Source organism: Sphingomonas sp. SphC10 (assembly GCF_057004845.1).
This window is the reverse complement of sequence record NZ_CM168044.1, coordinates 3,028,357-3,054,994: the sequence shown is the minus strand read 5'-3', so window position 1 is coordinate 3,054,994 and position 26,638 is coordinate 3,028,357. Positions and strand designations below refer to the sequence as shown.

The following is a 26,638-nucleotide window of genomic DNA, read 5'->3' as shown; positions in this document are numbered from 1 at the left end:
AAGACGCGCTATGAAGCACTTGCGCATTCTCCTCGGGATGCTGGCGGGCCTATTCGCCAGCCTGTCCCTCGCCTCCCCCGCCGCCGCCTATTGGGAATATGGCCACGAGACCGTCGCGGCCATCGCCTGGGCCAATATCACCCCGCATGCCCGCGCCGAAATCCGCCAGATCCTGCGCGCCCAAGCCCAGCTCGACACGCCGACCTGTCCGGTCCGGACGATCGAGGAGGCCAGCGTCTGGCCCGATTGCGTCAAGCCGCTGAAGGACGAAAACGGCAAGTCGCGCTTCGGCTATGCCTATGTCTGGCATTATCAGAATATCGACATCTGCCAGCCCTTCCGCCTGCCCCCGGCCTGCGACACGGGCGACTGCGTGTCGGCACAGATTCCGCGCCAACTCGCCATCCTGAAGAACAGGCGCGCGGGTGCGAAGGAGCGGGTGATGGCGCTGGCCTTTCTGGTCCATTTCGTCGGCGACCTGCACCAGCCGCTCCACGCGGGGGACAAGAGCGACAAGGGCGGCAACGACACCCATGTCGATTACGGCGCCTATGCGACGCCCCGTCTGAACCTGCATTCGATCTGGGACGGCCTGCTCGCCGAGCGGGCGATCTCGACCCCGCCCAAGCTGATCCGCGCCTATCCGGCGGCCGAGCGGCGGCGCGAGTCGGCTGGCGGCGTGACGGCGTGGAGCCGCGAGAATTGGGCCATCGCCAAGCGCGCCTATGCCGCCGCGATGGGGGGCGATCCGTGCCGGCCGACACCGGCGCATATGACGATGGATGAAGCCGCGATCCGCGAGATGGCACCGGTCGAGCGCGAACAGGTGAAGCGTGGCGGGCTGCGGCTGGCGAAGCTGCTGAACCAGGCTTTCCGGGGATAACCCCATTCCTCCCCATCTCCGATGGGGAGGGGGACCGCCGCGAAGCGGTGGTGAAGGGGCAGACGGACCGGCCACGCCCCTCCACCACGCCCTTCGGGCGCGGTCCCCCTCCCCAAGCAAGCTTGGGGAGGAATAGCGTCGATCAGCTCAACACCACCGTCACGGCGCGACGATTCTCGGCATAGCTGGCTTCGTCCGAACCCAGCGCGACCGGGCGTTCCTTGCCATAGCTGATGACGTTCATCCGCTCCGGCGAAACACCGCGCGCCGCCAGATAGTTCTTGGCGGCGTTGGCGCGACGATCACCCAGGGCGAGATTATATTCGCGGGTGCCGCGCTCGTCGCAATGCCCCTCGATGGTGATGCGGACATTGGGATAGCGCGCCAGCCACTGCGCCTGGCTGTCCAGGATCGCGCGCGACTGGGGATCGATGTCATATTGGTCGAGCCCGAAATGGATCGTGTTCGACGTCACCGAGCGCTTGAAGTCGGCGTCCGAGCCGGGAACGATCGCGCCGTCCGGATTGGTGTTCGCACCCGCATTGGGATCGACGCCATTGCCCTGGCTGATCGGCGCGGGCGGCAGCACTTCGGGGCGCTTCTTGGCACAGCCCGCCATGGCGATCGCCATGGTGGCGACGACGAGCGTGGTCTTGATCTTGGTCATCGGACTCTCAACTCCCTACAGATTGGTGGAACCCCCGAAACAACTTACTGGCGCAGCGGCCCCCAGGCGGGGTCCGACCCGTCGAGCGGCGTCGGAATGCGGCGCTCGTTCACGCCCGTCAGGTCGACCATCCACACATCCGCCTTGCCCGACGCCCCCTGCGTCGAGCGCTGGAAGGTGATGACGCGGCCATTGGGCGACCAGCTCGGCCCCTCGTCCTGCCAGCTGTTGGTCAGCAGCTTTTCGCCGCCGCCCGACGGGTTCATGATGCCGATCCGGAACGCTCCACCCAGCTTGGTGAAGGCGATCAGGTCGCCGCGCGGGCTCCACACCGGCGTCGCATAGCGCCCGCCCCCGAAGCTGATCCGCTGCTGGTTCGAGCCATCGGCGTTCATGACGTAGATCTGCTGCCCGCCCGACCGATCGCTCTCGAACACGATCTTCGAACCATCGGGGGAATAGCTGCCGCCGGTATCGATCCCCGGCGCATTCGTCAGGCGTTGGGGTGCCCCACCTTGCGACGACACGCGGTAGATATCGGTATTGCCGCCCTGCGCCATCGAGAACAGAATCCAGCGGCCATCGGGCGAGAAGCGCGGCGCGAAGGTCGTCGCGGCATTCTGCACCACCAGGCGCTGCCGCCCGGTGCCGATGTCATAGACATAGATGGCGGGCCGCTTGTCGATATAGGACATATAGACGATCGACTGCTGGTTCGGCGCGAAGCGCGGGGTCAGCACGATCGACTGGCCGTTGGTCAGGAAACGATGGTTCGCGCCGTCCTGGTCCATGATCGCCAGCCGCTTGATGCGACGCGCCTTGGGCCCGGTTTCCGAGACATAGGTGATGCGGCTGTCGAAATAGGGGCCTTCGCCGGTCAGCTTGGTATAGATGGTGTCGGCGCATTTGTGCGCCGCGCGCCGCCAGTCGCCCGGCGACACGACAAAGCCCTGCCGGGCCAGCTCGCTCTTGGCCAGCACGTCGTAAAGATAGCAGCCGACCGTCAGCGTCCCGTCGCCATTGGCGCGGACATAACCCTGGACCAGCGCCTGCGCGCCGGTGCCGTTCCAATAGTCGAAGGCAGGCGCGGTCACTTCGGGGAAAGACACGGTGCGCAGCTGCGCGGGCGGGATCGGCGTGAACAGCCCCGAATTGCGCAGGTCGTTGACGATGATCTCGGACAGCTTCTGCCCCACCACGTCGGTGGTGCCCGCCGGGGTCTGCACCACCGCGCTGGTCGGCATCGCCGGAACAGCGATCGGCATCGGCGCGGAGATACCGCCCTCGACATCGACGACCAGGCCTTCCTGACCATTCGCAGGCTGGGCGGCGGGCTGCTGCCCGGCGGCGGGAGCGGCCTGATCCTGGGTTGCGGGCGCGGGCACATCCTGTGCCCCCACGGCGCTGGCGGCCAGCGCCAGGGTGAGCGGAAGAGTCAGCAGGGAACGGGGCATAAGCATCATCCTCAACCCGGAAGTTTGTAGCGCAGCGTGATGTTCCGCCAGCCATTGGGAATGTCGTACAGTTCCTGCGGCAGCCCCCGCAGTGGCGAGCAGCCCTTGAACGTCGCGATCGCCAGCGCGTCGACGCGGTCGACATAGCGGTCGTTCTCGCCGTCGACGCCGGTATGGCCGACGACGCGCGGTTCGGAGGCCAGGCTGCCGTCGCGGTTGATGTGCAGGTTGATCGCGACGCGGATCTTCTCCGCGCCCGGTCCCGGCGTCACCTGCCGATTGGCGCAGGGCTGGACCTGCCGCTGGATCGCGGAAGCGATATTGGCCAGCTGCTGCGCGCCCATCTTCGCCGCGGGAGCCGCTTCCGACCTGGAGGGCGACGGATCGGGCGACAAGCCCTTCAGGAAATTGTCGCCCAGACGCGATCCGCGCGGCTTGGCCGTGGTCGCCGTCTGGCTCTGACCGCTGCCCCGCGCCGGGGTGGCGGGCTTGGCGGTGGAGGGCCTGGCCGCCGGACTGGGCTTGGCCGGAGCGGCGGGCGCGGGCTTGGCCTCGCGTACCGGCTTGGCCGGGGCGGGCTTGGCGGGCGCGGGCTTTGGTTTCGGCTGGGGCTGGGGCTTGGGCTGCGGCTGGGGCTTTTCCGCCGGTTTGGGCTGGGGCTTCGGCTGCGGCTTAGGTTCCGGGCGCGGCTGGGGCTTGGCCGGTTCGGGTTTCGGCTGGGGTTTGGGTTGCGGCTGAGGTTTTGGCTGCGGTGCCGGGGGCGGCGGTGCGGGCTGGGGCTCGGGTTCGGCCTCCACCGGCTCGGGCGGCGCGGCGTCCTCGGGCGGTCCTTCCTCGGGCGCGATCGACTGGGCAGCCTGCTCGTTGGGGTTGGGCGACGCGGCTTCCAGCGCGACATCCTTGACCAGCGAGATGTCGATCGGCGTGACCTTCAGCTTTTCCGGGTTCGGCGTCGACAGAAAGCCGACCGACAACAGGCCGAACAGGACGATATGTCCTGCGACCGCAATCGCCAGTCCGGTCCGTTCCCCACGCTCCATCAGCGGGCGCCCGCTCCCTGGGACGGTCCGCCCTCCACGGTGACCAGCGACACGCGGTTCAGCCCGGCGCGGTTTAGCTCGCCCATCACCCGCATCACCCGGCCATAATCCAGCGCGCGGTCGGCGCGCAGATAGACCTGCGGCACCTGTCCGTCCGGACCCTTGCGGGCCGCGATGGCGTCCAGCCTGGCGGGCAGATCGCCTTCGGTGATTTCGTCATCGTTCAGGAACATGCGCCCCTGCTCGTCGATCGCGATCTGTTCGGGCTTCTGCTCCTGGTCCAGCGCCTTGGCGCGGCTATCGGGCAGGTTGACCGGCACGCCCGAGGTCAGCAGCGGCGCGGTCACCATGAAGATAATCAGCAGCACCAGCATCACGTCGACCAAAGGCGTCACGTTGATGTCCGCCATCGGCGCGCGGCGGCCCCGGCCGGAGCGGGAGGGAAGGTTCATGGCCATCGCCGCTACCCTTTCAACGCGCCTGGTCGAGCTGGCGGCTGAGCGTGGTGTGGAAGCCGTCGGCGAAGCGGTTCAGCGACGCCTCCACCCGGTTCACGCCGTGGCTGAAGCGGTTGTACGCGATCACCGCCGGGATGGCGGCGAACAGGCCGATGGCGGTGGCGAACAGCGCCTCCGAAATGCCCGGCGCCACGACCGCCAGCGAGGTGTTCTGCGCCTGTGCGATGCCGGTGAAGCTGCGCATGATGCCCCAGACGGTGCCGAACAGCCCCACGAACGGCGCGACCGAGCCGACCGTCGCCAGCACGTTCAACCGGTCCGACAGCTTGTCGATCTCGCCCGCCACGGCCGATCCCATCGCGGTGGCCAGGCGCTCGCGCGTGCCGTCGCGGTCGATATGCCCACCTGCGGTCGAGCGCCGCCATTCCTGCACACCCGCCGAAAACACCCGCGCGGAGGGCAGTTCATTGTCCTGCTCCATCCGGTGAAAGGCGTCGATATCTTCCGCCTTCCAGAAATCGCGCTCGAACCGGGTCATGCCCTTCTTCGTGCGCGCCAGCTTGCGCGAGAAGGCGACGATGATCGCCCAGGTCCAGATGCTGGCGAGCAGCAGGCCGATCATCACGAACTTCACCACCCAGTCGGCGTGGATGAACAGTGCGACGGGCGACAAACTGGCGGCATCCATGTTGAAGACGGGATTCATGGGTGTTGGGTGTCCCCTTGCCAGACAAGGCGTTGGTAGATGGCGATCCAGTCGGCGGGCTGCCGACGCGGGCGACCGTTCGGGCCGACCCACGCGACGGTCACGCGCGCGTCGGTCAGCTTGACCGCCCCGCACCTGACTGTCTGATGAATGACGACGCGCACCGCACTGACCTCGATCAGTCGGGATGTGACGACCAGGTCGTCGTCGAGCCGCGCGGAGGCGGCATAGCGGATGGCGATATCGGTGACGGCATAGGCGCCCTGCCCCGCCTCATGCGCGGCGCGCTGGTCGATCCCGGCTGTCCGCAACATGTCGGAGCGGGCGCGCTCCATATAGCGCAGGTAATTGGCGTGATAGACCACGCCCGACAGGTCGGTATCCTCGAAATAGACGCGCACCGCAAAGCGATGCTCATGCCCCTCGAAGCGGCCGCCCTTCGGCTGGTCTTCTCCCGTCACCGTCATGGTGACTGCCCGTTAACCCATCCGTCCGGGCGAAGGAAGGCACTTGCACGCCTGTTACCTACAGGTTACATGACACCTATAGGTTACAGGAGGTTGTGATGAATCTGGTGGAAAAGGCGGAACAACGCAGTCGGTTGCGGGCGGCGCTATTCTACGCGCTGGCGACGATATTGCCGCTGATGACGATCCTGGCGTTGGCGGGACCCGGCGAATCCACGACCCGGCTTCTGCTCTGGCTGCTCATAATCGGGCTGGCCGCCTTGAACCTCAGTAGCCTCCCGTTTCGCTGGAGCCGGTGTGGACCGGTATCCCGTCTCATGAATGACGAGACGACCAAGGATCACCGGCGATCAAGTTTTGCCGCCGGCTTTTGGGCAATGATCCTGTCGGCGGCGACGACCATGGTGGTGGCGACCTCCCAACCATTGGGTGCTGCGGCCCTGGGCCGAATCACGATCACCGCCGGGCTTACCGCTGCGCTCATCGCCTTTGCCACATTGGAACTGCGCGCCAGCCGATGAACGAGACGCTTTGCAACGACTTGAAGGCCGCGCGCGAAGCCGTCGGGCTGACCCAGGGCGGCCTCGCCGAGGCGATCGGGGTCAGCCGCAAGACGATCAACACGGTGGAAAACGGGGTCTTCCAACCATCGACCCTTCTCGCGCTCAAACTGGCACGTGCCTTGGGTCGGCCGGTCGAGTCGCTCTTCTGGATCGCGGAGTGAGCCGCGCTTATTGCAGCGCGGCGGGATCGACCTTCAGCGACGGCGGATTGATGACCGGCGGGGTATAGGGCTTGGCGGCAGGCACCGGCTGGCTCGACAACACGGGGCCGGCGGGCGCGGTGGCCGGGGCGACGGCGGGGGCCGCGCTGCTCGCGATGGTCAGCGGGGCGACGCCCTGCTTCACCGGCACCATCGTGCCCGCGCGCCAGGCGTCATAGGCGCGGAAGAAGGCGATGAAGGGTGCGTTGAGCTTTTCCAGCCGCTCGGCCGCCTTCATGTCGAAAGCGGTGGTCGGGGCGGCGCTGATGTCGGCCAGCACTTCGTCGGCGGCGGCGCAGAAGGTCTTGCGGACCGGCGTGATCGAGAAGAAATTGTAGAGCCGGGTCATCGCATCGTCATAGCTGTCGCGCCAGTCGCCGCCCTGCGCCTGATACTCCGCCGAATAGCGCTTTTCCGCGGCCGCCAGCTCGATCCGCTGGACGGTCAGCATGGTGTTGTAGCGGGTGACGATCTGCCCCTCATCCGGCCCGCGACAGGCCAGCGCGGCGACGTTCAGCCCCGAGCGCAGATGCCAGACGGTGGCGGCGCTGGTCAGCGAGCGATTGGGCGTGGCGTAATTGCCGTCGGGCAACAGGGCCGGGATCCGCATCCCCGGCGTGGCACCGGCGGGCATCGGCGCGCGGACATATTGCGGCGGGGCCGGGACCATGACCGGCGGCGGCGCGACCTTGGCGGTTTCGCGCGCGGCGCATCCCGCCAGCGACAGGCCGATCGCCACACCCGATACAATACGCAAACTCGCCATGACCCTGATCCTCGGAAAACCCCGCCCCCGGTTATGGGCGACGTCATGCCGAAACAAGGTTAACACGTCGTAACCTGTGCGATGAAACGAGGCGTATGTCAGGGGGTTGGAAGTCGTATCATTCCTCCCCTGCAAGGGGAGGTGGCAGGGCGAAGCCCTGACGGAGGGGTGTCACGGCCAGTGGGGACACCCCTCCACCATGCTTCGCATGGTCCCCCTCCCCTGCAAGGGGAGGAACAGGTTTACGCCGCGCGCGCGACCAGTGCGGCGGCGGCTTCGGTCATCAGCTGAGCGAGGATGTCGGCGATCGGCTCTTCCTTCGTCACCATGCCGACCGACTGGCCCGCCATCACCGAGCCATGCTCGACATCGCCGTCGATCACCGCGCGGCGCAGCGCGCCCGCCCAGTAATGTTCGATTTGGAGCTGCGCCTCCATCATTGCGACCTTGCCCTCGTCCAGCGCCTGGGCGACTTCGCGCTGCTTGGCGGTGAACAGCTCACCGCCCGCATTCTTCAGCGCGCGGACCGGGATGACCGGCAGGCGCGGGTCGATCTGCACGCTGGCCACCGCATCGCGGGCCGAGGCGCGGATGAACGCCTTTTTGAAATTGGCATGGGCGATCGATTCGGTCGCACAGACGAAACGCGTGCCGAGCTGGACGCCCGCCGCGCCCATGTCGAGATAACCCGCGATCGCCTCGCCCCGGCCGATACCGCCCGCCACGAAGACCGGCACCTGCTCCGCGATCTCGGGCAGCATTTCCTGCGCCAGCACGCTGGTCGACACCGGGCCGATATGGCCGCCCGCCTCCATGCCCTCGATCACCAGCGCGTCGACGCCCGAGCGGATCAGCTTCTTGGCGAGGCTGAGCGCGGGCGCGAAGCAGATGACCTTGGCCCCCGTCTCCTTGATCGCCTCCAGCGCACCCTTGGGGGGCAGGCCACCGGCCAGCACGACATGGCCGACCTGATGACGGCCGCACACCGCGATCAGGTCGAACAGCTGCGGGTGCATGGTGATCAGGTTCACGCCAAACGGGCGGCTGGTCATCGCCTTGGTCGCAGCGATCTCGGTATCGAGCAGCTCGGGGGTCATCGCGCCGCACGCGATCACGCCGAAGCCGCCCGCATTCGACATGGCGGAAACCAGGTTGCGCTCCGAGACCCAGGACATGGCCCCCGCCATGATCGCCATGTCGGCGCCCAGAAATTCCGCGCCGCGCGCCATGCGGGTGGCGAGACGCTGTTCGCCGGTGGTGGTGGTGAGGGTGTCGGTCATCGACGCTCCATGCCGTGGAGCGGGGCGGACGGCAAGATTTGGTTCACGCGAAGCCGCGATGCCGCGAAGAAGTTGGTTCGCGCGGAGGCGCGGAGATGACCTGCGCGCGGCAGCGCCACCACTTGATCAACGATGGTTGAAAAAGGAACGGCGACGCGGCTGGACTCAACACCTCCGCGTCTCCGCGCCTCCGCGCGAACCAATCTTCTTGAAGACTCTTCGCGTCTTCGCGTGAACGAAAGCCCCCTCCCCAAGCCGGACCCAGGGAGGGGGAAGCCTTTAGGCAGCCTCAGCGTCCAGGCCGTAAGCGGTGTGCAGGACACGCACCGCCAGTTCGGTATAGTCCTCTTCGATCAGCACGCTGACCTTGATCTCCGACGTGGTGATAGCAAGGATGTTGATCCCGCGCGCGCCCAACGTCTGGAACATGGTCGAGGCCACGCCCGCATGGCTGCGCATGCCGACGCCCACGACCGAGATCTTGGCGACCCGCGTATCGTGGACGAGGTTGCCGTACCCGATCTCGCCGCTCGCCTTTTCCAGCACGTCCAGGCTGCGCGCCAGGTCGGCCGATGGCACGGTGAACGTCACGTCGGTCGAACCGGTCGAATGCGCGATATTCTGGACGATCATGTCCACATTGATCCCCGCATCGGCCAGCGGCGCGAAGATCGCGCCGACCGCGCCGGGGCGATCCGGCACGGCGGTCAGGGTGATCTTGGCTTCGTTCTTGTCATGCGCGATGCCGGTGATGAGCTGGCGTTCCATATCGTCGATTTCCTCTTCGCCCACGATCAACGTGCCGCGATGTCCGTCTTCGTCCCGTGCGTCGTCGAACGAGCTGAGCACCCGCACGCGCACCTGTTCCTTCATCGCCAGACCCACCGAGCGGGTCTGGAGCACCTTGGCGCCGACACTGGCGAGTTCCAGCATCTCCTCATAGGTGACCTTCGACAGCTTGCGTGCGCGGGGCACGATGCGCGGGTCGGTCGTGTAGACGCCGTCGACATCGGTATAGATGTCGCACCGCTCCGCCTTCATCGCCGCCGCGACGGCGACCGCGCTGGTGTCCGATCCGCCACGCCCCAGCGTCGTGACCCGGTTGCCCTCGGCCACGCCCTGGAAGCCGGGGATCACCGCGACGACGCCGCTGGCGAGGCTCTGGTCGAGCGCGGTGGTGTCGATCTCGCCGATCCGCGCCTTCGCAAAGGCGGTGTCGGTATGGATCGGCAGCTGCCAACCCAGCCACGAGCGAGCCGGGACGCCCATCGCCTGGAGCGTGATCGCCAGCAGGCCGCTGGTGATCTGTTCGCCCGCCGAGACGACGACGTCATATTCCTGGGGATCGTAAAGCGACGAGGCCTCGCGGCAGAAACCGACCAGCCGGTCGGTCTCCCCCGCCATTGCAGAGACGACGACCGCGACCTCATGGCCCGCCTCCACCTCGCATTTGACCCGCGCCGCCACGTTGCGGATGCGCTCGATTCCGGCCATCGAGGTGCCGCCGAACTTCATCACGATACGGGCCATGCGGTTTTTGCCAATCTCCTTGGGGTAAAACGGCGGTCCTGATAGGTAGCCCCCATGACGAACGCAAGCCATTTGAACGATTCTACCATTATTGGGGCCGAAGCCGCACATTTCGGAAAGATGGCGGCGGATTGGTGGGATCCCAAGGGGTCGAGCGCGATGCTGCACCGACTCAACCCGCCCCGGCTGCGTTACATTCGCGAGCAGATCGATCTGCATTGGGATGCGGACGGACAGGGCTTCACGCCGCTTTCGGGCAAGCGCGCGCTGGACGTCGGGTGCGGCGCGGGGTTGTTGTGCGAGCCGCTGGCGCGACTCGGGGCCGAGGTGACGGGGCTCGACGCCGCCGCCGAAAACGTCGCGGTCGCCGCCGCCCATGCCGCGCAATCGGGGCTGGACATCCATTATCGCGCGGGCAGCGTCGAGGGGCTGGCGGGCGAGACGTTCGACCTCGTCACCTCGCTGGAGGTGATCGAGCATGTCGCCGATCCGGCGCGATTCGTGCGCGGGCTGGCCGATGCGCTGGCGCCGGGCGGGCTGATGATCCTGTCAACGCCCAACCGTACGCCGTTGTCGAGGCTGGCGCTGATCACGCTGGCCGAGGGGACGGGTGCGATCCCCAAGGGCACGCATGACTGGTCGAAGTTCCTGACGCCGGAGGAACTGTCGGCGCTGCTGACGGACGCAGGACTGACGGTCCGCGATGTGCGGGGGCTGAGTTATTCGCCGACCAAGGGGTTCATGGTCAGCGACTCGACCGCGCTCGACTATTTCGTGACCGCGACCCGCTGACGCCGCCATTCTCCCTTCCCCTTCAGGGGAAGGGTCGGGGGTGGGCGCTTCCGCAAACGCACGGCCAGTGGCGACGCCCCACCCCAACCCCTCCCCTGAAGGGGAGGGGCTTGCTCGGAATACCCCCATGCCATCTTTTGACCGCCCCACGATTTCGGCCAACCACCGCCTCCTGATCCTGCTCGCCGTCGCACTTGCCGCTCGTGCGCTGACCTTCGGCAATCCGGTGGTGCATGTGGACGAGGAGTTCTATTTCTTCACCGGCCATTCGATGTGGCAGGGCGCATGGCCGTTCGTCGATGTGTGGGACCGCAAGCCGATCGGGCTGTTCCTGCTCTATGCCCTACCCGCCGCATTCGGCTTTCCGGCGGGCATCTGGGCCTATCAGGCCATGGCACTGGCCAGCGTCGTCGCGACCGGCTGGCTGATCGCACGCATGGCCGAGCGGCTCGGCTGGGGCGCAGGCGCGACGGCGGCGGGGATCGCCTATATTCTGTGGCTGGACCTGCTCGGCGGACAGGGGGGCCAAGCGCCGGTCTTCTACAATCTGCTGATGATGGGGGCGGCCTGGGCGATCCTCGAATCGGATCGGCGAGGACTGCGCAGCCTGGGTCTTGCCGCAATGGCGCTGGTTGGCCTTGTCCTGCAGATCAAATATTCGGCAGTGGTCGAGGGGATGGTCTTCGGCTTGTGGCTGCTCGTTGCAGAGTGGCGGCGGAGCCGGTCGCCTGTTGCCCTGATCCTTTATGGCCTCGCGCTGGTGGTCGTGTCGCTGTTGCCCACCGCGATGGCGGCGGGCGTCTATGCCGCGATCGGGCAGTGGGACGCGTTCCTCTACGCCAATTTCCTGTCGATCTTTCACCGCAACCCCGATCCGCTGGCAGAACTGGCGGGCAATCTGGGGCAGATGGTGTTGATCCTGTCGCCCATCGTCACGCTGGCGGTGCTCGGATTGAAGCGAGCGGAGCACGATCGGGAACGGAATTTCCTGGCCGTCTGGCTGGGCGCCGCGATCATCGGGGTGCTGATATTCCGGCCTTGGTTCGATCATTACGGCCTGCCGATCCTGCTCCCCGCCTGTACGGCGGCGGCGGCGATGCTGGGGCGGGAAGTTTGGCGGCGGCGCTATACCCCTGCCCTGCTGCTGACCGTCGCGCTGGCGGGGCAGATCGTGCTGCTGTCCTTGCGCCACGAACGCGGCGACGCGACCGAGTTCGCCGCTCTGTCCCAGGCGGTCGGCAAGGGGCCGGGTTGCCTCTACGTCTATTCGGGCAGCACCATGCTCTATGTCGCGACCCAGCGCTGCGCCCTGTCGCGCTGGATCGTGCCTGCGCATCTCAGCCGCGCGCGCGAGGCCGGGGCCACCGGCGTCGACCAGGATGTGGAGATCACCCGCATCCTCTCGCAACATCCCGCCGTCGTCGTGATGCGCCCGCCCTATAATGGCGAGCGTCCCGAGGCCCATGCCCGCGTCCTGGCGGCGATGGCCGATGGCTATCGGCTGGCGGCGAAACTGCCGATGGGCAATGAGACGATCAGCGTCTATAAATCCACGCGATGAAACGCCTTCTCGCCTCGATCCATGACGTGTCCCCCCGGTTCGAGGGGGCGGTCGATGCGCTGTACGACCGTCTGTCGGGGCATCTGGGCGGCCCGCGCCTCGCCATGCTGGTCATTCCCGACCATTGGAACAGCGCGCCCATCGCACCCGGCACCCCCTTTGCCACGCGGCTGCGCAACTGGGCGGACATGGGAATCGAGATGTTCGTCCATGGCTGGTCGCATAAGGACGATATGGTTCACACCGACCAGAAGACCGCGCTGAAGGCCAAGCACATGACCGCGGGCGAAGGTGAGTTCGTCGGCCTGGACCGCGCCGAGGCGCTGCGCCGGATGCAACGCGGCACCGCGCTGATCGAGGATATCATCGGCCGCCGCGCGACCGGCTTCATCGCCCCCGCCTGGCTCTATTCGGACGAGGCGCGCCTGGCGCTGGGGGATGCGGGTTTCGGGCTGGCGGAGGATCATTTCCGCGTCTGGACACCGACCGACGGCAAGATCATCGCGCGTGGCCCCGTCGTCACCTGGGCCAGCCGTTCGCGCGGGCGGCAGTTGAGTTCGCTCGCCGCCGCCGCCGTGCTGCGTCACGGCCTGCGCCCGACCCCGGTCGCGCGCGTCGCGGTGCATCCGGGCGACAATGGCGTGCCCGCGCTGCTCGACAGCATCGACAAGACCTATGCGCGCCTCGCCCGTACCCATCGGCCGTCGCGCTACGCGGACCTGCTCGCCGCCTGAATCAGCGCGCCGCCAGCGTATGGAGGTAGCGATGCCGCGCCTCCGACCCGCGCGGATAGGCGGCAAGCATCTTCGCCTCACCTGCGGTCAGGCTGAATTTCTGATAGCCTTTGCTGCCCAGGCACCGTTCGACGTCGCCGACCTGAATGCCGTGGAGCAGGCGCTTTTGCCGATCCGGCTGCGTTCGACGAACGGACAGCATCCAGTCGTCGCCGCCATCGGCGGGGCTGGGGAAATTCATCAGGCGATCCGCCGTCTCGAACCCTCGGATGAACCGCTTTGCCGGTTCATCCTGCGATACGTCACGGAAATAGCCGATCTTGGCGCATTCGACCGAGTCGGCGCGATACTGGTCGAAGGTGACGCCGGGTTTGCCCCAGCTTTCGATCGGGGGACGGTCGGCCGCCTGTGCGGCGCCCGAAGACGCCAGCATGATGCCCATCACGACTGCGAAGCCACGACTCATCGACCGTCTCCCATGACATTTTTGTCATGATGACAGACTCACGGGCGGTGCGAAAGGTCCGTTCCGGCTTAGGCGACGGCCTGCAACTGCTCGCCCTGGTCGAGCAACTGCTGATAGCGCGCGATCAGCGCCTCGGCATGGTCGCGGTCGCTGAACACCTTGCCCGCCGCCACGCGCGCGGCGTTGCGCAGCACGCGCTGGTCGCGCGCCAGCAGCCGCTCGATCGCCTCGGCACAGGCCGCCCCGTCGCGCGCGCGGAAGGTCTCGGCGAACAGCGGGTTCGCCACCTCGGCACAGCCGCCATAATCGGGCACGACCAGCGGCAGGCCGGAGGCCAGCGCTTCGGACGCCACCAGCCCGAACGTCTCGGTCTCACAGCCATGGACCAGCGCGTCGCAGCTCGCCATGATCCGGGCGAGGCGCGGGCGGTCATAGACCGGGCGGAACAGGCGGATATGGGGGCTGCCCGCGATCCGCTTCTCCAGCGTCCGGCTGGCGACGCCGCCGCCGATCAGGATCAGGCCGACCGGCCGGGTCGAGGCCACGCGCTCGACCGCGTCGATGACCATCGGCCAGCGCTTTTCGGGATGATGCCGCCCCAGCCCCAGCAACAGATGCGCGTCCTCAGGGAGAGCACACTGCGCCAGCAGCGCGGCGCGCAGCCGTTCGTCGCGGTGGTCGGGCGAGAAGAAATGCCGCTCGATGCCCAGCGGAATGCCCTCGTCCACCCGCACGCCGCGCTTGCCCAGGCGCTTCACCAGCGCCGGGCCGTTGGACAGCACCAGGTCGTAATGGTCGAGGAAACGGTTCATGTAGCGGCTGTACCAGCTGAACCAGTCCTCCACCCGCTCCTGCGCGACCAGGCCGTCCAGCCAGCGGACCGGATAGGTGCCGACATTGTCGTTGTGCATGAAGAAGACCTTCTTCGCGCGCGCCTGCCAGCTGGCGACGAACCAGGCGGGCTTGGCGGGCGAGGAGACCTCCACGATGTCGGGGTCCAGCTCGTCGAGCAGCTGGCAGACCGGCGCGGAATCCCAGAACATCCCGTAATTGGTGTCCAGGATCAGGCGCGGCGCCTTCACATAGATGATCTTGCCGCCGCCGGGGCGTTCCTCGACCCGGTCCTCGGTGCCCGGCGCGAGCACGATCAGCTCATGGCCCATCTCGGCCAGGATCGACATCTTGCGATCGATATAGGTCCGCACGCCCCCGCCGGTGGGGGAGTAGAATTCGTTGACGTCGACGATGCGCATCGTCTGTTCCTTACTCCACCGGACCGAAACCGCCCAGCCCACGCAGATATTGGGCACGGATGGTCGTCGTCGCCACCCCGTTGGGCACGTCGATCAGCGCGGAGGCGAGCGGCGGCTTGCGGCGGCCAAGCTTCGTATTGGCCGGGAAGCCTGCGCCGTCGCTCCAGAAATTGAACTTGTTCTTGCCGTCACGGTCATGGGTGAACAGCAGCGCATAGCGGCCGGGACGCGGCACGCGGATGCACAGCGCGATCGCGCCGCCTGCCGGGGTCGGCACCTGGACGCGGCGGAAGGTCTTGCCCGCGCTGACCAGCACGCTGTCGTCCTGGAGGAAATCCTCCTCGTTCGCGGGATAGAGTTCCAGCTTCAGATTGCCCTTGCGGTCCTTCAACCCCTCGATCCGGGCCAGGATGGCGGGACCGCCGCCACTCGTGCACGCCGCCGCATCGCTGCCCAGCACCTGCGCGCCCGCCGCCTGCGGCATCATCGCCAGGCCAATCGTCGCCGCCATCATCATCTTCATCACGCGAATCATGCGCGTACCTTCCGAACCAGTGCCGCCACACCGAACCCCGCGATCAACACGACATGGACCAGCAGGGTCAGCGCCGCGGTGAAGGCGATCAGTTCGCTCAGTTCCTGATCCTGCCCGATCAACAGGATCGCGAAATTGGCGAAAAGAAGGTCCTTGTTGGGCACCAGCGGCAGGCGCGAGACGAGCAGCCGCGCCGCCGACAGGAACAGCCACATGCCCAAGGACACGCTCGGCATGCCGTAATGCCACGCCAGTGCAACCAGCAGCGAATTGGCGATCAGGCGGGTGCAGTGGACCATGAAGACCCACCAGAGCGTCTTGCGATCGAGCGAGAAGACCCGCCGCGAAAAGATCAGGAAGGGCAGCGAGGTCGCCATGACGATCGCGATCGATCCCCAGACCAGCCGCAGCTGTTCCGGCGTCAGCAGCTCGCGCCCGACCGGCAGGGCCAGGCCGATCATGAGAAGGGTGATCGCATTGCCCGCGATGGCGGACAAAATGCCGACATCCTTGACCGCGCCGAAGGGAGCGGCGACCATCTTCGCATTCGCGCGCGCCCAGGCGTAGAAATAGGCCTCGCCCGAATAGCTGAACGCCACTTCGTTCGCGATCCGCTTACGGATCAGCGCGGCCATGCCGCTGATCGGGATGCCCCACAGCCGCCGGAAGATGATATAATCGCCGATCGGCAGCGCCATGTAGAGGCCGACAAAGACGATGTAGAAGAGCGGGTTGGTCGGAACCGAATGGCTGAGGCCGACCAGACCGCGCCCAAGCAGTTCCTGCCCCAGCCCGACGATCATGGCGAGCGTCAGCACGCCGCCGATAATGGCGGGCCAGCGGCTCTTGACCGTCTTCAACGGCTCCAGCGCGGCCATGTCGCGCGCCACCGGGCCGCTCGTACCGCCGGCGCCCTGCGCCGCTCCGGGTACCGAGCCGCCAGGCAGGGCCTGTTGCGGGGTCATGGGATCATCTCGTTCATTCTGCACGTTATGGAGATTCCTCGGCGGCGTTCGCCGGTGGCGCCCGCTAACCTCAACACTGCTTTCTCGCACCTGAATAAGAATTCATCCTCTGTCGTGCGATTGTGTCGACCTTAGGGCTGAAATTGACATAATTCAGCGACAAGCGGCGATTAGCGCTCCCATTATCGACCCGTCCCATCGCCCACGGAGCCTATGCCCGCCGATCATATCCTGACCTATGCCCTGGCCATGCGCGGCGGCGTCGAAGCGGCGCTGGGGCGGATGCTGCCGGGCTGGCTGAACCGGGGACGGCGCGTCACGCTGATCCTGGGCGACGAGGACGGCCAGTTCCAGGGCGGCGTGCCGAAGGGTGTCGAGACGGTGACGCTGGGCCATCAACGCTATGCCGGGCTGTGCCGCGCATTGCCTTTAGCGATCGAGCGGGTGCGGCCCGATATCGTCTTCTGTCCGGGCAATCACTATACCGCCATGGCCGCGTGGACGCGGGCGCGGCTGGCCGGGTCCTGCCCGCCGATCGTCGCCAAGATGTCGAATGCGGTCGATCGCGGCGACCAGCCCGCACTGATCGCCTGGGGCCAGCGGCAATGGCTGGCGGGGCACCGGCTGTTCCTGGACGCGCTGGTCGCGATGACCCCGGCGACCGCGCGCGAGGCGCAGGGCGCCACCGGGCTGTCGGTCGCGGTCATTCCCAATCCACCGACATTGCTCGATCCCATGGCGGTTCCGCGCGCCACGACGCCGGGCCGCCGCATCCTGGGCGTCGGGCGGCTGGAGCCGCAGAAGCGCTGGGACCGGCTGATCACCGCGATGACCCATCTGCCCGACGATATCGGCCTGACTATATTGGGCGAGGGCAGCCTGCGTCCCGCCCTGACCGCGCAGATCGAGATATTGGGCCTGTCGCACCGGGTCTCGCTGCCCGGCCACAGCGCGAACGCGCCCGCCGCGATGGCGGCGGCGCAGGTCGTCGCCCTGCCCTCCGACTATGAAGGCGTGCCCGGCGTGCTGCGCGAGGCGCTGGCGGTCGGCACGCCCGTGGTCAGCACCGATTCGAGCCCGGCGGTGCATGAGATCGTGTCCGATCGCTCGCTGGGCACCATCGTCCCGCGCGAGGATCTGGGCGCCCTGGTCGCGGCGCTGCGCCACTGGCTCGATCCCGTGGCACCGCGTCCCGAACCCGTCCCGCAACCCGGGCAGGATTCGGCCGAGCGTTATCTGGCGCTGTTCGATTCGATCGTCGCCGCCCGGGCCCGCCGCACGTTGGGCGACAGGGGACTGCTAGAACCTGTGCTAGCCGGGTAGAGCGGCCGGAGCTTACTGAATATCAGCCTCGGCGCGGGCCGTGTCCTTGTCCTGTTCCGCCTCGCGCTCCGAGCGGCGCTGGAGCGCGGACTTGGCCATGGCGGTCATCGGATCGGCCAGCGCCAACCCGAGGATACCAAACAAGGCACTCGCCATGATCTGGGTCGACAGGGTCAGCGCGGGCGGCAGGTCGACGGTGCGCTTGGCGACCATCGGCACCACGACATAGCCGTCGAAGGTCTGCACGATCAGATAGGTGCCGATCGCCCAGAAGCCCGCATCGCTACCGGCCGAAAAGCCGACCGCGATCATCAGCGCGCCGGTGATGATGGCCCCGATATTGGGGATGAAGGCCAGGATGCCCGCGATGATGCCCAGCAGCAGCGCCATCGGCACGCCGCCGATCATCAGCGCGATGCCGGTCAGCACCCCCTCCACCGCCATGCCCAGCAGACGCCCGGCGAGCAGGCGGCGCAGCGTGAACATCACGCGCCCTTGCGTGATCGCGAATTCGGCGCGGGCGGCACGCGGCACGAACCATTGCAGGCCGCGCGCATAGCCTTCGGGGTCCATCGCCAGGAACAGGCCGATGATCAGGATCATGAACATCGTCGTCACCGCGCCCACGGCGGTGCCGACCCAGGAGGTCAGCTTGCCGATCGACCCCACCGACTGTTTCAGCAGGCCGTTGATATCCGACGTGCCGGGCATCAGCCCCTGCGACGACAGCCAGCCGGTGACCTTGCCCGCCTGCGTCTCCAGCGTGGAGCGGAGCTGGGTCACCTGCTGCGTCATCTCGACACCGGTCAGGTAGAAGGTGCCGAGCAGGAAGACGACCACCGCCAGCACGACGATCAGCAACCGCCAGCCGCGCCCGATCGGCAACACCCGGCCGAGTAGTCGCACGCCACCGTCGAGCAGCGTGGCAAAGACCAGCCCGGCAAAGATCACCAGCAACGGCTGGACCAGCAGCACCGTTACCGCCATCGCGGCGATCAGTCCCAGCCAGATTGCCGCGCGGGTCAGCTCCCGCCGGACAAAGCCTTCCCGGAACTCGATCGGCGCCGGGCGGTCGGTCAGCGGGGCCTGATCGCTCATGGCGTGGCGCCGTCGCCGGTCTTGACGGTGGTTGGGTGCAGCGACAGCCCCGCCCGGCCCGACCGCAGCGAGGTCCACCAAGTGACGGGGTTCAGCGTCGTGTCGCCGTCCAGGCTGAAGGTCACGAACTCGGCCCGGCCGCCGATATTCTCATAGGGCACCGCCCCGCCCAGCCCCAGCTCGGCCAGCGAGAAGCGGCTGTCGGCCGAACGGTCGCGATTGTCGCCCATCAGGAAGACATGATCGGCCGGGATGGTGATGGCCGGATAATTGTCGCCCGGGCTCCACCCCATTTCGACCGTGTCGTAACGGCGGCCATTGGGCAGCGTCTCGGTCACGATCGGCAGGTGGCAGACCCATTGGCCGTTCGCGGTGCGGACGCGCGCCTGATCGCCATAGTCGGTGCACGGGCTATTCGTATCGATGGGGATGTCGATATAATGGATCGGCCCGCGCTGCACCGGCTTGCCGTTCAGGATCACCGTGCCGTCGCGCACCGCCAGCGTATCGCCGGGCAGGCCGATCACCCGCTTGATATAGTCGTTGTGCGTGCCCGGCGGGGTCACGATCACGACGTCGCCGCGCTTGGGCAGCGAGCCGAAGACCCGGCCATGGATGAAGGGCAGCTGATAGCTCCAGCTCGCCTCGGGCTGGCGCAGGACCACCGACTTGAAGATCGCGACCGGGTTGGGAATGGTCGGCGAGATATAGGACCAGCCATAGGCGAACTTGCTGACGACCAGCCGGTCGCCGACGCGCAGGCCCGGCAGCATCGATTCGGACGGGATGTAGAAGGGCTTGGCGATGAAGCTGTGGAAGCCCAGCACGATCAGCAGCAGCCAGAACAGCCCCTTGACCTCGGCCCACCAGTCGGTGCCCTTCTTCCTGGCGGGCGGCGTCTGCGCAGGTGGCGGCGGCGCGCTCACCGTCGGATCGGCGGGTGAGCCTGGGTTCGTGTCCAACACCGCGTCCTTCATGCGGAAACTTCCGGTCGTGCCTCGATCACGACAAAGGCCTGCGCCCAGGGGTGATCGTCGGTCATGGTCAAGTGGATATGGGCGACGTGGCCCTCCGGCGTCATCGCGTCAAGCCGTTCGCGCGCGCCGCCGGTCAAAGAGAGGGTCGGCGCACCGCCGGGCAGGTTCACGACGCCGATGTCGCGCATGAACACACCCTGCGAGAAACCCGTGCCGACCGCCTTGGAAAAGGCCTCCTTGGCGGCGAAGCGCTTGGCGTAGGTGCCCGCGCGGGTGAAGGGACGCTTGGCCGCCTTGGCCTGCTCGATATCGGTGAAACAGCGCGCCTCGAAACGCCCGCCATGCCGATCCAGCGCGGCCTGGATACGCTCGATGTTACAGAGGTCGGAGCCGAGACCGATAATCACGACATTTCCTCCCCTGCAAGGGGAGGTGGCAGCCCGAAGGGCTGACGGAGGGGTGTCACGGCCAGCGGGGACACCCCTCCACCACGGCTTTGCCGTGGTCCCCCTCCCCTTGCAGGGGAGGAATGGGTGAAGCCTCTCACCGGGCCAGGTCCATCGCGGTGCGCATCTTGCGCACCACTTCGGGCAGGCCGACGAACACCGCGTCGGCGATCAGGAAATGGCCGATGTTCAGCTCGCGCACCTGCGGGATCGCCGCGATGGGCGCGACATTGTCATAGGTCAGCCCGTGCCCGGCATGAACCTCGATGCCGTTCTTCGCCGCCAGCGCCGCTGCGTCCGACAGGCGGCGCAGCTCCACGCTGCGCGCCTCGCCGTCCAGCTCGGCATAACGGCCGGTGTGCAGCTCGACCACCGGCACACCCAGATGCAGCGCGGCCTCGATCTGGCGCGGATCGGGTTCGATAAACAAGGAAACCCGGATACCCGCCTCGCCCAGCTTCGCCACCATGGGTGCCAGCCATTCGCGCTGCCCGGCGGCGTCGAGGCCGCCTTCGGTCGTCCGCTCCTCGCGCTTTTCCGGCACGATGCAGGCGGCGTGGGGGCGATGCTTCAGCGCGATGGCCAGCATTTCCTCGGTCGCCGCCATCTCCAGGTTCAGCGGCACGCTGAGGTCCGCCGACAACCGCGCAATGTCGTCGTCGGTGATGTGCCGCCGGTCCTCGCGCAGATGCGCGGTGATGCCGTCCGCACCCGCTTCTGCCGCGATCAGCGCCGCCTTGACCGGATCGGGATAGCCCACGCCGCGCGCATTCCGCACGGTCGCGATATGGTCGATATTGACGCCCAGGCGCAGATGCTCGGTCATGCCGCCGCGCGGCTCCCCGGCTTGATCGCGGGGATCGCGGCCAGTTCGGGCGGCAAGTCGTCGGGGCTGTAGCTCGGCACGTCCAGCCGGATCAGCGGGAAGAAGGGCACGCCCAGATCCGCGGCGCCGTTCGAGCGGTCGACCAGCGAGGCGGCGGCAATCGTCTCGCCCCCTTCGCGCGCGATGGCGGCGATCGCCTCGCGGCTGGACAGGCCGGTCGTGACCACGTCTTCCATCATCAGCACCTTCTGCCCTGGCTCCAGGCGGAAGCCGCGGCGCAGGTGGAAGGTTCCCTCGGGCCGCTCCAGGAACATGCCCGGCACACCCAGCGCACGCGCCATTTCATGGCCGACGATGACGCCGCCCATGGCGGGGGCGACGACGGCGCTGATCTGCGCCTTGATGTCGGCCGGGATCTTGGCGGCCACCGCCTCGCACAGCCGGGCGGCGCGGGCCGGGTCCATCAGGACGCGCGCGCATTGCAGATAGCGCGGGCTGCGCAGGCCGGAGGAGAGGATGAAATGCCCTTCGAGCAGCGCCTCGGCGGCACGGAACTCGGCAAGGACGTCTTCATCGGTCATGGGGCAACTCCGGCATCGGTCAGATGACCCGGCCTCATAGGATCGCCCCGCCCCCCGCGCAATCTGGCATATGCGCTCAAGGGTTGAGGGGGCGAAGTCCCGTGCTATAGTCCCCCTAACAAAAACGACATGAGGCCCCGCCCCAGGACCGTCGGACGACCGATGGACGGGTGAGGGAGATGGGAGACGAGAGCGGGATGAGCGAGGTCAAGCGCATGTCCGGACCCCGGAGGATGAGGATGCCCAAACGCATGAAGGCGCTCGCGATCGCCGCCGGGATGGGATGCGCCACGCTGTCGGGTGTCGCCTTCGCGACTCCGGCCGCGCCCCCTGCGACCCAGACCGCCGCCCCCGCGCCGCAGGCCGCCGCCGAGGGGGCGGGCGTCTCCAACACCGCGCCGACCAGCGCCGCGGCCCCCGCCACCGCCGCGCCGACCAGCCCGCTGCTGGCGCAGGACGGCGCCCCCGCCACGACGATCGATCCCAATGTCGGCCTGCCGATCGACGGCCGCTTCGGCCTCCAGCCGCAGGTGACGAAGAACGGCGAGTTCGCGCATTGGATGCACAACGACGTGCTGGTGCCCGTCATCACCGCGATCTGCGTGCTCGTCCTGCTGCTGCTCGCCTGGGTGGTGTTCCGCTATCGCCGCGCCGCCAACCCGGTGCCGTCCAAGACCAGCCACAACACGCTGGTCGAGGTGTTGTGGACGCTGGGGCCGGTCGTGGTCCTCGTCCTGATCGCCATCCCCTCGATCGGCCTGCTCCAGGCGCAGTTCAAGCCCGCGCCCGCCGGTGCCGTCACGCTGAAGGCGATCGGCAACCAATGGTACTGGACCTATCAGTATCCGGATCATGGCGGGATCGAGATCACCGCCAACATGCTGAAGGAAAAGGATCAGGTCGCGCCGGGTGAGCGTGCGCGCACCGATGCCGACGGCCCGCGCCTGCTGGCGGTGGACAACCGCATCGTCCTACCCGTCGGCGTGCCGATCCGCCTGATCACCACGTCGAACGACGTCATCCACAGCTGGGCGATCCCGGCCTTCTGGATGAAGCTGGACGCGGTGCCCGGCCGGTTGAACGAGACGAGCTTCACCATCGAGAAGCCGGGCCTGTATTTCGGCCAGTGTTCGGAACTGTGCGGCGCACGCCATGCCTTCATGCCGATCGCGGTGCAGGCGGTGCCGCGTGAGCAGTTCGCCGCCTGGGTCGCGGCCAAGGGCGGCAAGATGCCGGGTTCGGTCGCGCCGTCGGCGGCGGTCATCCCGCAGCCGGGTGCCGAGGGTTCGAAGGTCGAAGCCACCCAGGCCAATGCGGCCGAGGCGGTCACCGGTCCGGCCGACAACATGGCCACCCCCGCCCAGTCCCCTTCTTCCGCGCAGGGCGCCACCGGGAATCCGGCCGGCCCCGGCAACGCTGGACAATAAGCCATGACCGACACCGCACTTCACCCCGGATCGGCATTCGTCGGTCATGAGGATCATCACCACGCGCACCATGACGCCGATCACAAGCCCGGCTTCTTCGCGCGCTGGTTCCTGTCGACCAACCACAAGGATATCGGCACCCTCTATCTGATCTTCGCCATCGTGGCGGGGATCATCGGCGGCGGCATCTCCGGCCTGATGCGGGCCGAGCTGCGCGAGCCGGGCATCCAGTATCTGGGTATCTGGGCGGGGATGCTCCACGGCGGCGCGCAGAGCCTCGACCAGTCGCTCCACCTGTGGAATGTGCTGATTACCGCGCATGGCCTGATCATGGTGTTCTTCATGGTCATGCCCGCGATGATCGGCGGGTTCGGCAATTGGTTCGTGCCGATCATGATCGGCGCGCCCGACATGGCCTTCCCGCGCATGAACAACGTGTCCTTCTGGCTGCTGATCCCGGCCTTCACCCTGCTGCTCGCCTCGCCCTTCTTCGGGTCGGGCGCGGGCGTCGGCTGGACCGCCTACGCCCCGCTATCGACCTTCGGCGAGCCGGGTCCATCGGTCGACATGGCCATCCTGTCGCTCCACCTGGCGGGCGCCTCGTCGATCCTGGGGGCGATCAACTTCATCACCACCATCTTCAACATGCGCGCGCCGGGCATGACGCTGCACAAGATGCCGCTGTTCGTCTGGTCGGTGCTGGTCACCGCCTTCCTGCTGCTGCTCTCGCTGCCGGTGCTGGCCGCCGCGATCACCATGCTGCTGACCGATCGCAACTTCGGCACGACTTTCTTCGATCCCGCCGGTGGCGGCGATCCGATCCTGTACCAGCATCTCTTCTGGTTCTTCGGCCACCCCGAAGTGTACATCATGATCCTGCCGGGCTTCGGCATCGTCAGCCAGATCATCGCGACCTTCAGCCGCAAGCCGGTCTTCGGCTATTTGGGCATGGCATACGCCATGGTCGCGATCGGCGTGGTCGGCTTCGTCGTATGGGCGCACCACATGTTCGCCACCGGCCTGTCAGTGAACACCAAGATGTACTTCACCGCCGCGACGATGATCATCGCGGTGCCGACCGGCATCAAGATCTTCTCGTGGATCGCGACCATGTGGGGCGGTTCGCTGTCGTTCAAGACGCCGATGGTCTGGGCGATCGGCTTCATCTTCATGTTCACGGTCGGCGGCGTGACCGGCGTCGTGCTGGCGAATGGCGGCATCGACGATTACATGCACGACACCTATTATGTCGTGGCGCACTTTCACTATGTCCTGTCGCTGGGCGCCGTTTTCGCGCTGTTTGCGGGCTTCTATTACTGGTTCCCCAAGATGTCGGGGAAGATGTATAGCGAGCTGCTCGGCCAGCTGCATTTCTGGGTGTTCTTCGCGGGCGTGAACCTGTTGTTCTTCCCGATGCACTTCCTGGGGCTGCAGGGCATGCCGCGCCGCTATCCGGACTATCCGGACGCCTTCGCGCTGTGGAACAAGGTCGCGACCCACGGCTATGAGATCATGGCCGCGGGCATGGCGATCTTCTTCATCAACCTGATCTGGTCGCTGATCGCGGGCAAGCCCGCGGGCGACAATCCCTGGGGCGAAGGCGCGACGACGCTGGAATGGACGCTGTCCAGCCCGCCGCCCTATCACCAGTTCGAGACGCTGCCGCGCATCGACTGATCCCGGCCACCCCATCCCGAAAGGGCCTCGGAGCTTTGCTCCGGGGCCTTTTTCATTGCGGTTTCGCAATGACATGCAATGGGCTCGGCTCATCGCGATATGCGACGAAGCGCGGAACCATTTCACGGTTTGTTATCCAACTTCGCGGCATTTTCGGCGGGTCCGCAGACAGGCGGGCCTAGCGGGATTTCGACATATGACGGGGTGGGACGAGCGGGACGCGTCGCCGATGGCGGCCACCGCCACCGAGGGGACAGTCGCGCCTGCGATACCGGGCGGCACGGACGGCGTCCTGGCGCGGGCGGGAAAAAGCAGCGCGCTGTTGCCGCTGGTCGCGCTGGCCGCGTGCGGCGGCGGCGGTGGCACGGGCGGGGGCACGACGAGCGCCACACCCGCGGGCAATGCCGGTACGCCGACCGATACATCCAGCTCCACCCCCATCGTCGTCGTCACCGCGCCACCCACCGCCACCGAGGCCAGCCGCTTCCTGGCGCAGGCGTCGATGGGCGCGACCCGCAGCACCATCGATGCCGTCGTCTCGCGCGGTTATGACGGCTGGCTGACCGACCAGTTCGCCCTGCCCCGTGCCACCAGCCACTGGGACTGGCTGACCGCGAACGGCTTCGACTCGGCCAAGATGAATTCGATCAACGGCTTCGACCCGTCCATGTGGCGGCAGATGATCGTCGAGCCCGACCAGTTGCGCCAGCGGGTCGGCATGGCGCTGCTCGACATCCTGGTGGTCGGCATCGACCAGTCCAGCGATACATGGCGCGCCTATGCGATGGGGGCCTATGTCGATCTTCTGCTCGACAACGCCTTCGGCAATTACCGCGATCTGCTGGGCGCAGTGACGACCAGCTATGCGATGGGCAATTTCCTGACCTATCTCTACAATCGCAAGGCCAACCCAACCACCGGCACCCAGCCCGACGAGAATTACGCACGCGAGCTGATGCAGCTGTTCACCCTGGGCGTCAGCCAGTTGAACATGGACGGCACGCCCAAGCTGAACGGCGGCCAGACGATCGACACCTATGGCCAGGCCGATGTGACCGGGCTGGCGCGCGTCTTCACCGGGCTGGTCCCGACCAGCACCGACAGCAACACCCCCGCCCGCCTGCGCCAGCCTTTGGTGATGAACGCCTCGCTCAACGAGACCGGCGCCTCGACCTTTCTGGGCACCACGGTCAGCGGCGGCGGCATGGCCGCGATCTCGGCCGCGCTGGATACGATCTTCGCCCATCCCAATGTGCCGCCCTTCATTGCGAAACAGCTGATCCAGCGGCTGGTGACCAGCAACCCCTCGCCCGGCTATGTCACCCGCGTCGCCACCAAGTTCGCCGATAACGGCCAGGGCGTGCGCGGCGACATGAAGGCGGTGATCCGCGCCATCCTGCTCGACAGCGAGGCGCGCAACGTGCCGACCGCCGCCACCGCGGGCAAGCTGCGCGAACCCGTGCTGCGCCTGACCGGCTGGGCACGGGCGTTCAAGGCGACCTCGCCCTCCAACGCCTGGCTGATCGGCGACACGACCAATCCGGCGAACCGGCTGGGCCAGGCCAAGGGACACAGCCCCTCGGTCTTCAACTTCTATCGTCCGGGCTATACCCCGCCCGGCACCAATCTGGCGAGCAGCGGCCTGGTCGCGCCCGAATTCCAGATCACCAACGAACAGAGCGTCGTCGGTTATGTGAACTTCATGTACGGCCTGATCGCCAACGGCATCGGCGACGTGAAGGCCGATTACACCGACATCCTGACGCTGGCCGCCGACAGCAAGGCGCTGCTCGACGAAGTCAATCTGGTCCTCGCCGCCGGGCAATTGTCCGCCACCACCCTGGCCTCGATCCGCGCGGCGGTAGACAGCGTGTCCGCCACCGCCGCCAATGGCCCGATCAACCGCGTCGGCATCGCGATCCTGCTGACGATGGCCTCCCCCGATTACCTGACCCTGCGGTGA

At 67.1% G+C, this 26,638-nt stretch carries 28 protein-coding genes; 10 read left to right on the top strand and 18 right to left on the bottom strand.

Features of this window, described 5'->3' with window-relative positions:
* Window positions 1–10: 10 nt before the first annotated feature.
* Entirely contained in the window at window positions 11–883 is an 873-nt protein-coding gene (locus ACWKSV_RS14030) for a S1/P1 nuclease (protein ID WP_076714470.1), read from the top strand.
* A gap of 142 nt (window positions 884–1,025) precedes the next feature.
* Here the strand turns inward: ACWKSV_RS14030 and pal are convergent, their stop codons facing one another.
* From pal to ACWKSV_RS14000, 6 genes are read right to left on the bottom strand one after another with little or no spacing between them, the layout of a single operon-like run.
* Window positions 1,026–1,550, bottom strand: coding sequence for a peptidoglycan-associated lipoprotein Pal (gene pal / locus ACWKSV_RS14025; RefSeq protein ID WP_076714468.1), 525 nt, complete (start codon window positions 1,548–1,550; stop codon window positions 1,026–1,028).
* A gap of 44 nt (window positions 1,551–1,594) precedes the next feature.
* A complete protein-coding gene (gene tolB / locus ACWKSV_RS14020; protein WP_083706726.1) occupies window positions 1,595–3,004 on the bottom strand; it encodes a Tol-Pal system beta propeller repeat protein TolB in 1,410 nt (469 codons plus the stop codon).
* An 11-nt stretch (window positions 3,005–3,015) separates the two neighbouring features.
* Entirely contained in the window at window positions 3,016–4,044 is a 1,029-nt protein-coding gene (locus tag ACWKSV_RS14015; RefSeq protein WP_076714466.1) for a cell envelope biogenesis protein TolA, read from the bottom strand.
* Entirely contained in the window at window positions 4,044–4,502 is a 459-nt protein-coding gene (tolR, locus tag ACWKSV_RS14010) for a protein TolR (RefSeq protein WP_076714464.1), read from the bottom strand. The genes ACWKSV_RS14015 and tolR overlap by 1 nt, the downstream gene beginning before the upstream one ends.
* Before the next feature lie 13 nt (window positions 4,503–4,515).
* Window positions 4,516–5,208 (bottom strand): protein TolQ, encoded by a 693-nt coding sequence (tolQ, locus tag ACWKSV_RS14005; RefSeq protein WP_056438563.1) that lies wholly within the window; start codon window positions 5,206–5,208, stop codon window positions 4,516–4,518.
* A complete protein-coding gene (locus ACWKSV_RS14000) occupies window positions 5,205–5,675 on the bottom strand; it encodes a YbgC/FadM family acyl-CoA thioesterase (protein WP_076714462.1) in 471 nt (156 codons plus the stop codon). The genes tolQ and ACWKSV_RS14000 overlap by 4 nt, the downstream gene beginning before the upstream one ends.
* Window positions 5,676–5,773: 98 nt before the next feature.
* On the opposite strand from ACWKSV_RS14000, the gene ACWKSV_RS13995 reads away from it, so the two are divergent.
* Both ACWKSV_RS13995 and ACWKSV_RS13990 read left to right on the top strand, forming a co-directional pair.
* Complete coding sequence (locus ACWKSV_RS13995) at window positions 5,774–6,196, top strand: hypothetical protein (protein WP_076714460.1); 423 nt, start codon at window positions 5,774–5,776, stop codon at window positions 6,194–6,196.
* Entirely contained in the window at window positions 6,193–6,399 is a 207-nt protein-coding gene (locus tag ACWKSV_RS13990; protein ID WP_076714458.1) for a helix-turn-helix transcriptional regulator, read from the top strand. Before ACWKSV_RS13995 ends, ACWKSV_RS13990 begins: the two co-directional genes overlap by 4 nt.
* A gap of 7 nt (window positions 6,400–6,406) precedes the next feature.
* Here the strand turns inward: ACWKSV_RS13990 and ACWKSV_RS13985 are convergent, their stop codons facing one another.
* The 3 genes from ACWKSV_RS13985 to ACWKSV_RS13975 form a co-directional block, all read right to left on the bottom strand.
* Window positions 6,407–7,204, bottom strand: a complete 798-nt coding sequence (locus tag ACWKSV_RS13985; protein WP_156884157.1) for a hypothetical protein — start codon at window positions 7,202–7,204, stop codon at window positions 6,407–6,409.
* 242 nt (window positions 7,205–7,446) lie between these two features.
* Entirely contained in the window at window positions 7,447–8,433 is a 987-nt protein-coding gene (locus ACWKSV_RS13980; protein ID WP_056438961.1) for an NAD(P)H-dependent flavin oxidoreductase, read from the bottom strand.
* Between the two features lie 330 nt (window positions 8,434–8,763).
* Window positions 8,764–10,014, bottom strand: a complete 1,251-nt coding sequence (locus ACWKSV_RS13975) for an aspartate kinase (protein WP_056438578.1) — start codon at window positions 10,012–10,014, stop codon at window positions 8,764–8,766.
* A 120-nt stretch (window positions 10,015–10,134) separates the two neighbouring features.
* Here ACWKSV_RS13975 and ubiG point away from each other — a divergent pair, with 120 nt between their 5' ends.
* From ubiG to ACWKSV_RS13960, 3 genes are all read left to right on the top strand, one after another.
* A complete protein-coding gene (gene ubiG / locus ACWKSV_RS13970; RefSeq protein ID WP_443026382.1) occupies window positions 10,135–10,806 on the top strand; it encodes a bifunctional 2-polyprenyl-6-hydroxyphenol methylase/3-demethylubiquinol 3-O-methyltransferase UbiG in 672 nt (223 codons plus the stop codon).
* Between the two features lie 127 nt (window positions 10,807–10,933).
* Window positions 10,934–12,367: a glycosyltransferase family protein gene (locus tag ACWKSV_RS13965; protein ID WP_076714452.1), complete on the top strand. Its 1,434-nt coding sequence runs from the start codon at window positions 10,934–10,936 to the stop codon at window positions 12,365–12,367.
* Complete coding sequence (locus tag ACWKSV_RS13960) at window positions 12,364–13,101, top strand: polysaccharide deacetylase family protein (protein WP_076714450.1); 738 nt, start codon at window positions 12,364–12,366, stop codon at window positions 13,099–13,101. The genes ACWKSV_RS13965 and ACWKSV_RS13960 overlap by 4 nt, the downstream gene beginning before the upstream one ends.
* Before the next feature lies 1 nt (window position 13,102).
* On the opposite strand, the gene ACWKSV_RS13955 is transcribed toward ACWKSV_RS13960, so the two are convergent.
* The 4 genes from ACWKSV_RS13955 to ACWKSV_RS13940 form a co-directional block, all read right to left on the bottom strand.
* Window positions 13,103–13,567 (bottom strand): hypothetical protein, encoded by a 465-nt coding sequence (locus ACWKSV_RS13955; RefSeq protein WP_156884156.1) that lies wholly within the window; start codon window positions 13,565–13,567, stop codon window positions 13,103–13,105.
* 68 nt (window positions 13,568–13,635) lie between these two features.
* Window positions 13,636–14,820: a glycosyltransferase gene (locus tag ACWKSV_RS13950; RefSeq protein ID WP_076714446.1), complete on the bottom strand. Its 1,185-nt coding sequence runs from the start codon at window positions 14,818–14,820 to the stop codon at window positions 13,636–13,638.
* Window positions 14,821–14,830: 10 nt separating this feature from the next.
* Window positions 14,831–15,355 (bottom strand): DUF2141 domain-containing protein, encoded by a 525-nt coding sequence (locus ACWKSV_RS13945; protein WP_056438597.1) that lies wholly within the window; start codon window positions 15,353–15,355, stop codon window positions 14,831–14,833.
* On the bottom strand, window positions 15,352–16,320 hold the full coding sequence (locus ACWKSV_RS13940; RefSeq protein ID WP_237243493.1) for a hypothetical protein: 969 nt from the start codon (window positions 16,318–16,320) through the stop codon (window positions 15,352–15,354). The genes ACWKSV_RS13945 and ACWKSV_RS13940 overlap by 4 nt, the downstream gene beginning before the upstream one ends.
* Window positions 16,321–16,533: 213 nt before the next feature.
* Between ACWKSV_RS13940 and ACWKSV_RS13935 the strand changes: the two genes are divergently transcribed.
* Entirely contained in the window at window positions 16,534–17,643 is a 1,110-nt protein-coding gene (locus ACWKSV_RS13935) for a glycosyltransferase (RefSeq protein ID WP_076714444.1), read from the top strand.
* 12 nt (window positions 17,644–17,655) lie between these two features.
* Here ACWKSV_RS13935 and ACWKSV_RS13930 read toward each other — a convergent pair whose 3' ends face one another.
* From ACWKSV_RS13930 to pyrE, 5 genes are all read right to left on the bottom strand, one after another.
* A complete protein-coding gene (locus ACWKSV_RS13930; protein ID WP_076714442.1) occupies window positions 17,656–18,741 on the bottom strand; it encodes an AI-2E family transporter in 1,086 nt (361 codons plus the stop codon).
* Window positions 18,738–19,718, bottom strand: a complete 981-nt coding sequence (gene lepB / locus ACWKSV_RS13925) for a signal peptidase I (RefSeq protein WP_056438605.1) — start codon at window positions 19,716–19,718, stop codon at window positions 18,738–18,740. The genes ACWKSV_RS13930 and lepB overlap by 4 nt, the downstream gene beginning before the upstream one ends.
* Complete coding sequence (gene acpS / locus ACWKSV_RS13920) at window positions 19,715–20,125, bottom strand: holo-ACP synthase (protein ID WP_056438608.1); 411 nt, start codon at window positions 20,123–20,125, stop codon at window positions 19,715–19,717. The genes lepB and acpS overlap by 4 nt, the downstream gene beginning before the upstream one ends.
* Window positions 20,126–20,261: 136 nt before the next feature.
* A complete protein-coding gene (locus ACWKSV_RS13915; protein ID WP_076714440.1) occupies window positions 20,262–20,990 on the bottom strand; it encodes a pyridoxine 5'-phosphate synthase in 729 nt (242 codons plus the stop codon).
* The gene (gene pyrE / locus ACWKSV_RS13910) at window positions 20,987–21,571 is read right to left on the bottom strand and encodes an orotate phosphoribosyltransferase (protein WP_056438614.1); all 585 of its coding nucleotides are present in this window, start codon (window positions 21,569–21,571) and stop codon (window positions 20,987–20,989) included. The genes ACWKSV_RS13915 and pyrE overlap by 4 nt, the downstream gene beginning before the upstream one ends.
* A gap of 251 nt (window positions 21,572–21,822) precedes the next feature.
* On the opposite strand from pyrE, the gene coxB reads away from it, so the two are divergent.
* The 3 genes from coxB (at window position 21,823) to ACWKSV_RS13895 (ending at window position 26,638) form a co-directional block, all read left to right on the top strand.
* Entirely contained in the window at window positions 21,823–22,998 is a 1,176-nt protein-coding gene (coxB, locus tag ACWKSV_RS13905) for a cytochrome c oxidase subunit II (RefSeq protein ID WP_076714438.1), read from the top strand.
* A 3-nt stretch (window positions 22,999–23,001) separates the two neighbouring features.
* Window positions 23,002–24,675, top strand: coding sequence for a cytochrome c oxidase subunit I (ctaD, locus tag ACWKSV_RS13900; protein ID WP_056438620.1), 1,674 nt, complete (start codon window positions 23,002–23,004; stop codon window positions 24,673–24,675).
* Window positions 24,676–24,871: 196 nt separating this feature from the next.
* The gene (locus ACWKSV_RS13895; protein ID WP_076714436.1) at window positions 24,872–26,638 is read left to right on the top strand and encodes a DUF1800 domain-containing protein; all 1,767 of its coding nucleotides are present in this window, start codon (window positions 24,872–24,874) and stop codon (window positions 26,636–26,638) included.